The sequence below is a fragment of the Murinocardiopsis flavida genome, assembly GCF_003014485.1.
GTDB classification, from domain to species: Bacteria; Actinomycetota; Actinomycetes; order Streptosporangiales; family Streptosporangiaceae; genus Murinocardiopsis; species Murinocardiopsis flavida.
In genome coordinates this window covers 19,670-33,137 of the sequence record NZ_PYGA01000041.1, presented here as the reverse complement: position 1 = coordinate 33,137, position 13,468 = coordinate 19,670, and the positions used below count along the sequence as shown (strand labels likewise).

The window sequence follows — 13,468 nt, the reverse complement described above, 5'->3', positions numbered from 1 at the left end:
GCCGCCGCGATGCCCGCCCCCGCAGCCGAGGCGAGCCACGCCACCCTCTACACCGCGATGTCCGGCCTCTTCATCGACGTGCCCATCAGCCCCGGAACACCCGACCTGGACGCGCTCGGCGTCGAAGACCCCGACACCGCCCTGGACAACGGCGCGAAACCGCACCCGTGGGACCTCACCGGCTACACCACCTCACCCGAGGACGACATCGTCGAGAACGCCGCGGGCACCAACATCAACCTGAACGCCGACGTCCTCTTCGACGTCGACGAGTCCACCCTGACCGGCAAGGCCACCGACATCCTCGCCGAGACCGCCGCCGAGATCGACGGCTATGGCGCCACCGAGGTCGACATCGCCGGACACACCGACAGCACCGGCGACGACGCCATCAACAAACCCCTCTCGGACAAGCGCGCCGAAGCGGTGCGCACCGCGCTGGAGGACCTGACCGACACCGAGGTCGCCTTCACCGCGACCGGACACGGCTCGGCCGAGCCCATCGCCTCCAACGACACCGAGGAGGGCCGGCAGCGCAACCGCAGGGTCACCGTCACCATCCCCCAGGACGCAAAGCCCGACACGGCACCCTCGCCCGGCGCCGGGTCGGGTGCGAAGGGCAAGCCCGCCACGGAGTTCAGCGCGAAGACCACCGAGGACGAGAAGGCCACCGTGCGGCTCACGGGCCTGCGGCGCCTGGCCGGCGAGGTCGTCATGCTCACCTACACCGTGACCAACGACGACACCGAGGAGATCGGCGACTGGACCCCCGTCGACACCGCCGACCCCTGGACCTACCTGCTCACACCGCCGTCGGGCCTGTCCCTGCGCGACCCCGCCACCGAACGCGAGTACGGCACCGCCGGCTACGTGCCCAAAGGCGAGTCCGACGCCCTGCTCGCCTGCGCGTGCAGCGACATCGACAGTTACCTCCAACCCGGCGAGTCCACCGGGGAGTTCACCAACCTGATGATCGTGCCGGAGAACGTCACGACCGTGGACGTCACCGGCGACCGCCTGCCCGCCATGAAGGGCGTCGCCATCGAATAGCACCCGCGCCGTGGCGACGTGGCGGGCCTGTCTAGCCGGAATCGTCTTCCGGGGCGGTGAACCACGACGCCAAACCGTCGAGTAAGCGGGCGAGGCCGAACTCGAATGCGGCATCGAGGTCGGGCACCTTCGGCACGTCCCCGCCGAACAGGGTGGGGATCGGACTCTGCTGCTCCAATCGGTCCATCATGGGTTGCCGCACGTCCCACCACTGGGCGGCACTGACCCCGGTCTCCTGCTCCTGCTCGGTTTCGAGTTCCAACTGGGCGGCCATGCCCTGGACGAAGACCGTCACCACGATGACCGCGTACATGACCCCGTTCCGGTCCCGCGTGTGCGGAGCCATGACCCGAGCCAGCCAATCGGTGTGCTCGAACCCGCTGGGCACCAGTAGCGGCCGTGAGACCGAGACCAGCTTCGCGACCCAGGGATGCCGGCGGTAGATCCGCCACTCCAGGCGGGCTGCCGTCGCTATTCCTTCGCGCCAGTCAGCGGGCGGCGGGCCGGGCATGGGGTGATCCCGAAAGACCGTCTCCGCCATCGCCCGGATGAGCTCGTCCTTGTTCGGCACGTGGCGGTACAGCGCCATCGCGCTGACGCCGAGGGATGCGGCGACCCGCCGCATGGACAGCGCGTCGATGCCGCTTGTGTCGGCGGCGGCGATCGCTGCGCGGACGATCGCCGCATGGTCCAGCACGGTCTCCGGGGCACCGGGCGGCGAGGTGCGGACGGCCTTCGCGGGATCGTGCCGTTCCCGCGCCGACCGCGGCGTCCCGGTATGGGTCGTGTCGGCCACGACCGAGCCGGCGCCGCGCGACGAGCGGACGAGCCCTTCTTGCTGTAGCGCCGCGAGGACCTTGGTCGCGGTTGCCATCGCGACCCCCCACCGCCGGGTGATCTCTCTCGTCGAGGGGACCCGGTCGCCGGGACGCAGCCGTCCGGACCTGATCTGCTCGCGGATTTCGGCTGCGACCTTCGCGTACGGGGGTTGGTCTGACGCGGCGCCATTCATTCCGATCCCATTCCTGTTCGGATTTTCTTGCAGCACTAGTGCACATTACCGTGTGCTTGACCATTGATCGACGCGAGATCCCGTGTCCGGAACGCCGAAAGTCACGTTCATGCAGGCTCCGATTTCCTAGTGCACTTCTTCGTGTGAAAGAGCCGGCGAGGGTCATGTTTTCGGTGTTTATGCCGTACGCTCAATTGCGGGCGGAAAATCGGAACGGGACGAACCGCAAATGATCGGTGCGGTGACCGCCATGAACGGCACGGACACAGACGCCGCCGTGCCTCAAGGCATCCGGCCGACGTTGCGAGGTGCTTCGAGGCACTGAGCCGAAATCGTGTGCCTCCGGTGCACCGACCGCACGCCCCGGGGTGCCGACCGGCTCCCCCCGGAACCGAACACGAACGGATACTCGCCATGTCGCAGCAACCGACGTACGTCTTTGTGCACGGAACGCACTCGAACGCGCACCACTGGACGTGGACCATGCAGGAGCTGGCCCTGCGAGGGCGCCGAACGCTGGCCGTCGACCTGCCCGGACACGGGGTCGACGCCTACATCCCGGAGTCCTACCAGCGCCAGGATCTCGCGGCCATGGCCACCGAGCCCTCCCCACTGGCCAAGCTCACGGCCGACGACTACGCCGACCATGTGGAAAGCGTCGTGACCCGCGCACACGCCAACGGCCCGGTGGTCCTCGTCGGGCACAGCCAGGGCGGCGTCAGCCTCAGCCTGACGGCCAACCGGATTCCCGAACGGATCCAGCGCCTCGTCTATATCAGCGCCTTCTGCTGCATCGACAAGCCCACGATGGTGGACTACATGTCGATCCCCGAGTTGCTGACCGAAGAGGCGATGCAGGTCATGAACCTGCCCTTCATCGTGGGCGGCGACCAACAGGGCGTCTCCCGGATGAACTGGAGGTCGGCCGACCCCCGTTTCGAGGAGGCGTTCCGCCGGCTCAACGCGCACACCTCCAGCATTGAGCAGTCACGGGCCCTGCACCAGATGGTGCAGCCGGACGAGCCCACCGCCGTCACCGTGGCGGACGCGCGCGGCCACGCCGACACCTGGGGGACGGTCCCGCGCAGTTACATCCGGCTGACCGAGGACCGGTTCCTGCCACCCGTCATGCAGGACCGGTTCATCGCCGAGGCGGACCGCCTTACCCCCGACAACCCGTTCGACGTGCACTCGGTCGCTTCCCCGCACTTCCTGCCCCAGTCGCAGGAACTGGTCGCCATCCTGGACGGCCTCGGCGAGCGCTGAGTGTGCTCGGGTTGAGGCACGTGTGCTTCTTGCCGGTTTCCGGCGGGAGGAGTCGGGCGCAGATCGGCCTGATGCCGTCCCCGAGACCGGAAAAAAAGCCCCTGACATGCGGAGATGCCTATGGACACTGCGGGTCGCCTCCTGCGCGGCCGAGGGGCGGTCCGGTCAGGGGACGTCCCAGAGTTTGACGGTGTTGTCGCGGCCGGCGGTGGCGAGGGTACTGCCGTCGGAGCTGAAGGCCACCGAGGTGACCGGGTCGTCGGGTGTGGCGAGGGTGGTGGTCTCTTCGCCGGTGGCGGGGTCCCACAGTTTCACGGTGTCGTCGTTGCCGGCGGTCGCGAGGGTGCTGCCGTCGGGACTGAACGCCACCGCGTCGACCCAGCTGCCGTGTGCCTTGAGGGTGGTGGTCTCTTCGCCGGTGGCGGGGTCCCACAGTTTCACGGTGTTGTCGCTGCTGCCGGTGGCGAGGAGGTCGCCGTCGGGGCTGAACGCCACCGCGCCGACCAGGTCGCTGTGCCCGGTGAGGGTCGTGGTCTCTGCACCGGTCTCGGTGTCCCACAGTTTCACGGTCTTGTCGTTGCCGGCGCTGGCGAGGGTGCTGCCGTCGGGGCTGAACGCCACCGCCTCGACCCAGCTGCCGTGACCGGTGAGGGTGGCGGCCTCCTTGCCGGTGTCGGGATCCCACAGCATCACGGTGTCGCCGCCGCCGGTGGCGAGGAGGTCGCCGTCGGGGCTGAACGCCACCGTGTAGACCGTGCTCTCGTGTCCTTCGAGCGCGTGGATCTCCTTACCGCTGTCGGTGTTCCACAGCCGTGTGGCGTGGTCGGCGCCGCCGGTGGCGAGGGTGGTGCCGTCGGGGTCGAAGGCCACCGCGCGGACCGGTTCGTCGTGCCCGGTGAGGGTGGTGGTCGCCGCACCGGATTCGGTGTCCCACAGCCGCGCGGTGCCGTCGCCGCTGGCGGTGGCGAGGGTGGTGCCCTTGGGGCTGAACGCCACCGACATGACCGGGCGGTCGTGTCCGGTCAAGGTGCGGCGTTCACTCTGCGGCCACCAGAACCACGCCCCCGCGGCGAGGACGATGACCGCGGTGGTGCCGGCCAGGATGCCCAGGAGGGGGCGCAGCCTCGTCCCGGGTGCGCCGGTCGTCCGCCCCACCGCGAGGGCGCCTCCCTGCACCACGGCGGGGGGCCACGGAGCAGCGGGCCACGGGGCGGGGTGCAGCGGCGGGGCGGGGACGCCCTGGGGCCGGGGGTCGGGGGCGTCTTCGCCGCCCTGGCCGTCCGGAGCCACCGCGAGGGCTGCGGCAACGGGGGAGGGGGCAGCCACCGCGGGGGTGGAAGCAATGGGGGAGGGGCCGGCTGCGGGTGCGCTGCCGGTGAGCAGCAGGTCCAAGACGTGGCGGGCGGTGGGGCGCTGGGCGGGGTCTTTGGCCATGCAGGCGAGGACGATGCCCAGCAGGGGGTCGGCGAGGTCGCCGGTCTCCGGCGGGTGGTTGAGCACGCGGTTGATGCGGGCGGCCTGGGTGGGGCCGGGGAAGGCGTTGTGCCCGGTGGCGGCGTGGATGATGACCGCGCCCCAGGCGAAGAGGTCGGCCGAGGTCCCCAGGGTGGTGCCTTCGAGTTGTTCCGGGGCCATGTAGCCGATGGTGCCGATCTGGGTGGCCGAGGCGGTGTCGGCGTCCAGGGCGCGGGCGATGCCGAAGTCGATGACCCGCGGACCGTCCGCACCGAGCAGGATGTTGGCGGGCTTGAGGTCGCGGTGCACCACCCCGGCGGCGTGGATCGCGGCGAGGGCGGTGATGGTCTGTACCGCCAGGCGCTGCAAGTCGCCCCCGGTGCGCGGGCCGTGCTCGCGCACGGCCTGGCCCAGTGTGGGGCCGTCGATGTACTCGGTGGCCAGCCATGGCTGGGCGGACTCCGAGTCGGCGTCGAGGATCTCGGCCACGCAGAAGCCCTGCACCTGGCGCGCGTTGGTCAGCTCCTGGGTGAAGTAGCGGCGCACCTGGGGGTCCTTGGCCAGGTGGGGGTGGAGCAGCTTGACCGCGGCCCGCCGCCCGGAGGCGTCCTCGCCCAGATAGACCGCGCCGAACCCGCCGGTGCCGAGTTCGCGCACCAGGAGGAAGGGGCCGACCCGCTCACTGACCTCCGGCATCGCCACTCCGCTCTGTGCACCACCTGTGGGAGCAGTCGCCGAATCCGGCGCGCAACGCGGATAAACCTAGCAACTCCCCCGCAACACGGCCACCGGACCACTGCCCGCCGCCCGCAGGGGGAGGACGTCCTTCAGAAAGGCATGAAACCGCCGGGCACAAGCCGAGCGCACCGGGACCCGGCGCTCGCGGAGATTTCCTGCACTGTTCGCAGAGAGTCGAAATTCGGAATCATGCACGTCAGGCAATGGGTCGAGCATGCGGATTTCACTTGCATATTCTCAATATCAGGAATTGGAGAATCCAGATCAATCGAGTCGGAACGGATTTGCAATGATACGTGTCCTCCCGATTCGACGTCTGCACATACCCGACTCCAGTCGCCACGGAGCAGTTTCAGGTCGGCGCGAGCGCCGCGGAATCGCGTCCTCGGTGCGGTGACCGGGTTCGTTGCTCAGTGGGAGGCGTGCGCGGCCCGGTCGAGGAGGCGGCGCCATACCCCGTAGGAGTCCGCCTCCTCGGTGGGCCGCAACCCCATCCGGTTGCAGTGCATGTGCAGCAGGGCCAGCACGATGTCACCGCGATCCGCGCGGAGTTCGCCTCTCCGCTCGAGCTCGGCCATCCGGCGGGCGAGTTGCTCCGCGGCAGGGCGCCACACCTCGGAGGCCCGGTCCAGCAGTTCGCGGGTCGGGCCGTCTTCGGTGCGGGCGGTCCACAGGCTGCGCCCCGCCGTTCGGTACAGGCCGCCGCCGGCGTTGCGGACCGCCGCGAGCCGGGCGAGGGCGTGGCACGCCTCGGGCTCGGGGACCAGGTGGGCGCACAGCCGGTCGAGGGTGAGTGCGACCAGCGCGGCACGTTCCTGGGACGCGTCCAGGCCGAGGCCCGGCAGCCCGGTTCCGGAGGCGCGCAGCTGCCGGAGGAGCTGGACGACGGCCGCGCTGTCCTGCCGGAACCATTCCTCGGCGTGGGCGATCAGCTCGGGGCCGCCGTACCGCTCGACCTCCTGCTGATAGCTGACGAAGGCGTGGTCCGAGATGTGCCCTCCCTGGGCGAGGCCGTACGCCCAGGCCGTCACCTCGCGCAGGACGTCGGGGCGCGCGGCCTCCTCGGGCACGAAGAACCGCACCCGCAGGTGAGGGGCTGGATCGTTGTATCGCAGGAAGAACGGAGCGGCCACGCCGTACTCCTCGGACAGCCGCGCGGTGAGGCCGGCCAGGCCCACGCCCAGCAGCGTGTCGTGCGCGTCCGGCTCGGCGTAGAGCTTCACGGCCAACCAGTCGCTGCCGACCCGCTTGAACCGTGCGGCGGGATCGGCGGTGTCGCGGACCGGACGGGGCCGGATGTGCCGGGCCACGCGGCCCGGGTCCTCGCTGGTCCGTACGAGGGGCACCACGATCTCGGAGGCGTACGGTTCACCGGCGGCATCCCGCAGGAGGCCCTCGTCGGGTGCCGGCAGGACCTCCTCCAGGGTGATCCCGTCAGCCGGAGCCTGTTCCAGGCTGTCGTGCAGCTCGCGCAGGGAAGGGGCGCTGGTGAGGTCGAGCAGCAAGGTGTTGTCGTTGTCGATGATGTTGACCAGGCGGGGGACCATCCACGTCCGGGCCCAGGCGTCGACGGCGTCGGCGAACGCGGCCGGCCCGTCTCCCTCCCCTCCCTCCCCGTTGCCGCGGCTGCCGGGGGCCGGCGTGAGTTCGCCGGGTCGCAGCCGCCACCGCGCCCGGCGCAGCACCAGGTTGCCCCGCTCGACACGGGGCAGGAACGGCATGCTCCAGCCCAGACCTCCCCAGCTGAACCAGGAGACCGTGCCCGAGAGGGCCTGCGAGACCTCCAGCAGAAACCGGCACGGGTCGGGCGCGCCGGTCCAGTTGAGCATCGTGCGGTCGGTGACGTGCAGCCGTCGGCCCAGCGTGCGGCTGCGCAGGTAGAGCTTTCCGTCGGCCACGCCGACGAGGACGTCTTCCAGCCGGATCACGTGGTCCTCGTCCCGGCCGGGCGTGACGTTGACCGGGAGCTCCCACGTGTGCGCGACGGGACGGATCGTGACGTTGATGGACCGGGCGTCCTGGGGGAGGGAGGACAGCTCGGCGCAGACCGCGTCGCCCTGGCGCCGCTCCTCCGCGGCGGCGAGCTCACGCAGCGACGCCTGGGTCCCGTCGTCGAGGAGATCGTGGAAACGGGAGAAGGTCCGACCGCCCATCATCACCCCGGCAGTGCCGCAGATAGCGCGCCAGTGAACACGGTCCGGACCCGGTGCCTGAAGGGCGAGGTGCAGATCGAGCACTGGCATCGGCGGCCGGTGGTCGTCCTCGTCGGCCGAGACTTCGGCGAGTTCGTCGAGCAGCCGGTCGTCGAGCTGGACGCTCAGCTCCCGGCGGGCCAGTGCCCCGGCGGCCATCCGGTTCAGCACGGCTTCCCGGGTCGGCTCGCCCGGCCGCTCCGACCGGTCCGCGGGCGACTGGACGACGCCGGGCAGCGGGTACGCCTGCCCCGGGGAGCGGTACCTGCGCGGCGGGCCGAGGCCGGTCTCCGGGGTGAGCGCCTCCAGCAAGGGGACCTCGGAGCGGTGGCCGTACCGTTCGGAGAACGCGTCGGCGTACTCCTTGAGATGCTGCGGGTAGCGGTCTTCCGCTCCCACCCGCAGGAACAGACGGGCGGCCGCTTCGGCCAGGTCGGCCACCGGCCGGGGGAGGACCAGCGGCGCGTCGAGGTTCAGCGCCGAGTCGATCTGGAGGACGGCGCCCGAGTGGCCGGCGATGGTGTCGGGCATCGGCGCGCTCGCCGCCCCGAGCAGTTCCGGTATCGGGAGCTCACCCCGGTTGAACGCGCTGATCGCGGCCTCCACACCGTCGATCGCCCGTGCTACGGCGGGGTCGGTGACCGGCGGCAGCATCGAACGCAACAGGGAGTCGTTGCGGTCCGTGCCACGGGTCGGCGGGACCAGCAGGCGGGGGCGGTCGGCGGTGATGAGGATGTCGCTGTCGAAAAGGCCGTCGAGCAGGGCCGCGATCCGCTCGGCGCCGGCGTTCGGATACGCCTCGGTAAGCACGTCGGCGAGGTCGCCGAGCGTCGTCGGCGTACGGGTGTGGTCGAGCACGGACCGTACCGGCGCGGTGAGCTGCACGCTGACGGAGCGCCGGCCCTTGGGGGCGGTCTGCCCCTCGTCGCCGTGCCCTCCGGCGTGCGGGGCCGCGGCCCTGTCATTGATTCCGTAACCCTCGGCGGTGGACAGCCACACCCGGCCGCGGGCCGAGTGGAGCAGGTCGTTGCGCCGCACCCGCAGCTCGCGGGGGCGCTCGGCGCCGAAGGCGAGCCGCTTCACCAGGTGCATGACCCACCCGGAGTCCGCACGTGCGCGGGCGGTTCCGAGGGCGGAATGCCCGAGCCGGGTGCTCTGCTCCTCGCCGAACACGCCGGCGGTCACGCCCGCGAAGAGGCCGAACGGTGTCGAACGGAAGCTCATCCGGTTCAGGTAGCGGCTGAGGCCGCGGACGGCCTTCCGCCGGTTCCGGCCGGTGAGGCCGTCGAAGCGCTCGACGGCGTCGGCCAGATGAGGCGAGGCGGCCCGTACGGCGTCCGGCACGCCGGGTGTCAACCACAGCTTGAGGAGCTGATCCGCGTAGGCGTCCTGCCAGGCGTCGCCGTGCGCGGCGCCTCCGTGCACGGCGGCGCCATCGGCCACGGGGAGCGATCTGAGCAGTTCGAGCATCGGGCGTGCCGGCAGGGCCGGCGCCCTCAGCATGAAGAACCCGCTGACCCGGTAGGTTTCGGCGGCTCGTTCGCTCATGGCTCCCCAACGCCTCGGTCGACCCTCGGTGCCGCCTCGGTCCCGCCCGGTTCGGTCCTGGCCGGTTCGTCCCCGCGCGGTGGCCTGGGAGTCAGGAACAGCAATTCGTCCCACTCGGCCGCCGCGTCGGACACGGTGCCGAGAAGGGCGAGCAGGACGCCGGCGGCACCGGTCAGCAGGCCGGGGCGGTGCTCCTGCCCTCCCCACGGGTCGTAGTCGGGGAAGAGGTAGGGGTGGTCCGGGTGCGCGTGCGAGCACATCCGCGACAGGAAGTCGTCGTGCATGCGCCACAGGTCCGGCACGCCCGTCTGTGCGGCGGCGCGGCCGTAGATGGTCAGCAGTCCGGCCAGGCCGTGGCACAGCGTGGGTGAGTTGATGCGCTGATATTCGGCAGGGGTGCGTTCGACACCGAGGAGCGTTGCTATTGCGAGGTCGGCCGGCTCCGGGTCCTCGCAGGCCGCCGAGGCCGACAGCAGGGACGCGGCGACACCGGGCGCCCCGTAGCACCACGCGCTTCTGGCCGGTACCTGCGGAGAATCGGTGTCGGGGCGCCCGGAGTCCGGGTGGGGCAGCAGAAAGTTGGGCCACGCCGGATAGTCGAGGCCGTCGATGCGCAGCGCTCCGAGCGTCCCGGAGAGGGCGCGGATTCCCTGCCGTATTCGGTGTGGCCGTGCGTCTCCGCCCCCGGTGCCGGTCGCGTGGCCGGTGTCGGGGTGGCTGAGGGCCGCGAGAATACCCGGCGGCCCGTGGGCGAATCCCAGGTTGTACACGCCGTCGGGAAACCGCGTCACGTATCCCGGGAGGGGCGTCGGCTGTCCGTCGGGGCCCGGAATGCTGGGGAAATGGGAGGGCGCGCAGAACCACCTGAGCCTGCCGCCGTCATCCTGGGCCAGTTCCACCAGGTAGTCGGCAAGGCGGTCCGCGGCCTCCCTGGTCGCGTCCGTCGCGCGCCCGCCGAGGACGTCCGCTGCCTTGAGGAGCGTGGCGAGCCAGCCTGCCGCACCCCCCATGACATCGTAATCGTGGGAGGCGACGCTTCCCGCGGCGGTGTGGAGCGTGATCGCCAGCGTCTGCCGGGCGAGCCGGTCGGTCATCGTGGCGAGCGTCGGGAGGTAGCGCGGCTCCAGGCGGGCGTACTCGGTCACCGCCCAGACGACACCTGCGGTGCCGAGGTACAGACCGGGCGCGAGCAAGGGAGCGGCGGCACTCGCCTCGGCGGTGCGCCGCAGGAGGATCCGGCCCTCTTTGAAGTAACGGTCGTCGTCGAAGACTTCGGCGGCATACCGGAGGGCGAGCGCGATGCCGGGGGCACCGTCGGCGAGGTCGGCCTTCGCCGCGGCGTCGCCGACCGATTCCGCGAGCCGGTCGGCCAGCTCGCGAGCCAGCCGCAGAACCTCGTCGTCGGTCACTTTCCCCACGGAACGAGACTCCATAGCTCCGTCGTTCCCTCTCTCAGGCCTTTTCGGCAAACGACCGTACGGAGGGCTCGGGGAATCCCTGTACACGGACCCCGGGGCCCTCCGCGCGGCTCGCCCTGGATGTGCTCACACCAGGTGTGACTGTCAGCAGCAGCCGCTGAGTGTGTCGGTGCAGAGCGACGTACGCGACGTCTCGCAACCGCCGTTGTTCGTGACAGCGGCGGAACTGGTCGAAACCGCCGCGTGACCGACACGCAGGTCCAGCGAGAATTCGTCTTCCAGCAGGTCTTCGCTCATCTTGTTCCCTCCGATAAGGGGCCTGTTCGGAACTCTGAGTAATCGGCTGAATGCCCGATTTCCCGGAGCTTCATGGAAGGTAGCCGAGCGCCATGAAAAACGTCAACACATGCGTCACACGCGGAAACTTGAGCAACTGGAGCAGCGGGGAACGCCATGGCGCGCAGCGGAATTTTCCGGAGTGAGAGGGGTCGGCGCACCGAAATGCGGGTAAAGACGGGCGTGTCGATACGCGTGTCGACACGCATGCTGAGCAGCGGCCCCGTCGCGGGCCACAGGGGTGTTCGCCGCCGGGGTCAGGCAAGCCCGTACTGCGCCGCCTGCGCGTCGAACATGCCCCGGTACAGCCCGTCGTCCCGGCTCATGAGCCCCGCGTGGGTGCCGTGTTCGGCGATGTGCCCGCGGTCGAGGACGTAGATGTGGTCGGCGGAGGCGGTCGCGGCGAGCCGGTGGGTGACCAGCACGACCGCGACGCCGCTGTCTGCCAGGGTCCGCAGGCGGTCGAACGCCTCGATCTCGGCGTGCGGATCGAGCGCCGAGGTCGGCTCGTCGACCAGGAGGAACGGCGCGCCCCGGTAGAGACTGCGCGCCGTGCCCAGCTTCTGCCACTGCCCGCCCGAGAGCTGGACGCCGCGTTCGTACCCCTTGCAGACGATGGAATCCCAGCCGTGCGGCAGGCCCTCGATCAGTTCCGCCACGTCGGCGTCGCGCGCCGCCTCCTTGACACGGGCCGAGTCCCGGGGTCGGTCCCCGGCGCCGACGGCGATGTTCGCGGCGGCCGTCATCTGCCAGTTGGGGAAGTCCTGCGTCAGCATCCCGACGGAACGGAAGACGTCGGCGCGGGCGGCGTCGCGTACCTCCACCCGCTCTCCTCCTGGGCCCACCCACCACACGTCGCCGCTGTCGGGCAGCAACAGCCCGCCCAGAATCTTGGCCAGTGTGGACTTGCCGGAGCCGTTCGCCCCCACGAGCGCGGTCACCTCGCCCCGCCGTACGGACATGTCCACCCTGTGCAGCGAGGGCACCGTGGCGGCGGGGTAGGTGAAGGAGACATCCCGTACCTGGATCTCCCGTACCGGCGAGGGCAGCTGCTTGCCGGTACGGGGGATGGCGTGTCGGGACGCCAGCCGGATGGCCTCCTGGGTGTCACCGAGGAGCAGCATCTCCTCGTACATGCGGTTGACCTGCTGCACCAGCGAGGTGAGCCGCGCGGTGGAGGTGCGGATGGCGACGACAGCGGTGCCGCCCACCGCTATCGGGAGGCCACCGCTGGTCAGCAGCCACCACAGCACGCCGTAGCAGCCCAGGGACACCAGGCCGGAGAACGCCCCGGCGACCAGGTCCGTCTGGGCCTGGGCACGGGCCAGGCGCCGCTGCTCGGTTTCCATCAGCCCGGACATCTCCTCGTACCCGCGCAGCAGCATCGAGCCCGCCGAGTGCGCCCGGATCTCCCCGGCGGCGTGCGGCATCGTCAGGTACTGGAGCAGGGTGGCGACGGCCCGGCGGTGATCCACCCAGTGCCGCCGTGAGATGAACTCCCGGCGCGCCGATTGCACCGCTCCCCATGCCTTGGGCAGCGCGATGGCCAGCAGCATCGGCAGCAGCGCCCAGTGCAGCGAGGCCAGCACCACGGCGGCGGCCACCATGCCGATCACGACGTTCGCGACCCCTACGGACAGGCTGAGCATGCGCCGTGCCGAGTCCGTGCCGAACTTGCCCGCCTCCAGGTGGCGTTGGATCTCCGGCTTCTCTGTCGCCGCGACCTCCACCTCGGTGACCGCCCGGTAGTACCGGAGGGAGACGGCCCGCTCGACCTGAGGCTCCAGCCGACCGGACATCGCTGTCGACCAGGCCGTCAGCAGCGCCGTGCCCACGGAGACGAGGACCAGCAGTGCGAGCGCCGGAAGCGACTGCTGGAGCTTGTCGCCCGTCGGCCCGTTCGCGAACAGACTGCTGAGCACACCGTTGACAGCCACGAGTACGAACGCGGCCGTCAAGCCCTGGCCGATCTGCGCCACCACCAGACCCGCCATCGCGCGCGGGTCGGAGTCCCAGCCGGCCCGCAGGACCACACCCGCCATCCGCGGCAGCGCGGCGGCCATGTGCCCGAAGCGCAGGCGCGCCCCCGCGCCCTCGTGCTCGACGAACGCGTCGTCCCAGCGCAGGCGCCCGCCGAACAGCTCCCGCTCCGCTGCTGAGACACCGTCGGAAGCCGTCGCGTCGGAAGCCGTCGTCGGTTCCGCAGTCGTTGTGTCCGTGGCCGTCGTGTCGGCAGTCGTCGGGTCCGCGGTCGTCGCGTCCGCAGCCGTCGGTTCCGAGCCCTCGCGTGGCTCCCCTTTCCTCTCCCGGCCAGGCTCGTCGATCGAGACGGGGGCCGGCTCGGGAGTGCCTGTGTCGGCAGGCCGCCTCATCTCGACCTCCTGGAGTCCTGGTGTGCCGCGCAACGTAGGGCTGCGGCCACCCGGAGTCGTTCACGTACGGTAAGGCCGCTC

The 13,468-nt window shown here is 70.8% G+C and carries 8 protein-coding genes; 2 read left to right on the top strand and 6 right to left on the bottom strand.

Annotation, left to right across the window (positions count from 1 at the left end; translation table 11 throughout):
• On the top strand, nt 1-1,050 hold a 1,050-nt coding region (locus CLV63_RS33365), incomplete at its 5' end, for an OmpA family protein (RefSeq protein ID WP_245929275.1).
• Nucleotides 1,051-1,081: 31 nt separating this feature from the next.
• Here CLV63_RS33365 and CLV63_RS32075 read toward each other — a convergent pair.
• On the bottom strand, nt 1,082-2,062 hold the full coding sequence (locus tag CLV63_RS32075) for a GntR family transcriptional regulator (protein ID WP_106587009.1): 981 nt from the start codon (nt 2,060-2,062) through the stop codon (nt 1,082-1,084).
• A gap of 414 nt (nt 2,063-2,476) precedes the next feature.
• Here CLV63_RS32075 and CLV63_RS32070 point away from each other — a divergent pair, with 414 nt between their 5' ends.
• Nucleotides 2,477-3,328 (top strand): alpha/beta hydrolase, encoded by an 852-nt coding sequence (locus CLV63_RS32070; RefSeq protein WP_106587008.1) that lies wholly within the window; start codon nt 2,477-2,479, stop codon nt 3,326-3,328.
• 165 nt (nt 3,329-3,493) lie between these two features.
• Here CLV63_RS32070 and CLV63_RS32065 read toward each other — a convergent pair whose 3' ends face one another.
• From CLV63_RS32065 to CLV63_RS32050, 5 genes are all read right to left on the bottom strand, one after another.
• The gene (locus CLV63_RS32065; RefSeq protein ID WP_106587007.1) at nt 3,494-5,479 is read right to left on the bottom strand and encodes a serine/threonine-protein kinase; all 1,986 of its coding nucleotides are present in this window, start codon (nt 5,477-5,479) and stop codon (nt 3,494-3,496) included.
• 452 nt (nt 5,480-5,931) lie between these two features.
• Nucleotides 5,932-9,261: a lantibiotic dehydratase gene (locus CLV63_RS32060; RefSeq protein ID WP_106587006.1), complete on the bottom strand. Its 3,330-nt coding sequence runs from the start codon at nt 9,259-9,261 to the stop codon at nt 5,932-5,934.
• Nucleotides 9,258-10,679 (bottom strand): lanthionine synthetase C family protein, encoded by a 1,422-nt coding sequence (locus CLV63_RS32055; protein ID WP_170134403.1) that lies wholly within the window; start codon nt 10,677-10,679, stop codon nt 9,258-9,260. Before CLV63_RS32055 ends, CLV63_RS32060 begins: the two co-directional genes overlap by 4 nt.
• A gap of 144 nt (nt 10,680-10,823) precedes the next feature.
• The gene (locus CLV63_RS33905) at nt 10,824-10,976 is read right to left on the bottom strand and encodes a hypothetical protein (RefSeq protein WP_170134402.1); all 153 of its coding nucleotides are present in this window, start codon (nt 10,974-10,976) and stop codon (nt 10,824-10,826) included.
• 296 nt (nt 10,977-11,272) lie between these two features.
• A complete protein-coding gene (locus tag CLV63_RS32050; RefSeq protein ID WP_211301582.1) occupies nt 11,273-13,387 on the bottom strand; it encodes an ATP-binding cassette domain-containing protein in 2,115 nt (704 codons plus the stop codon).
• Nucleotides 13,388-13,468 lie beyond the last annotated feature (81 nt).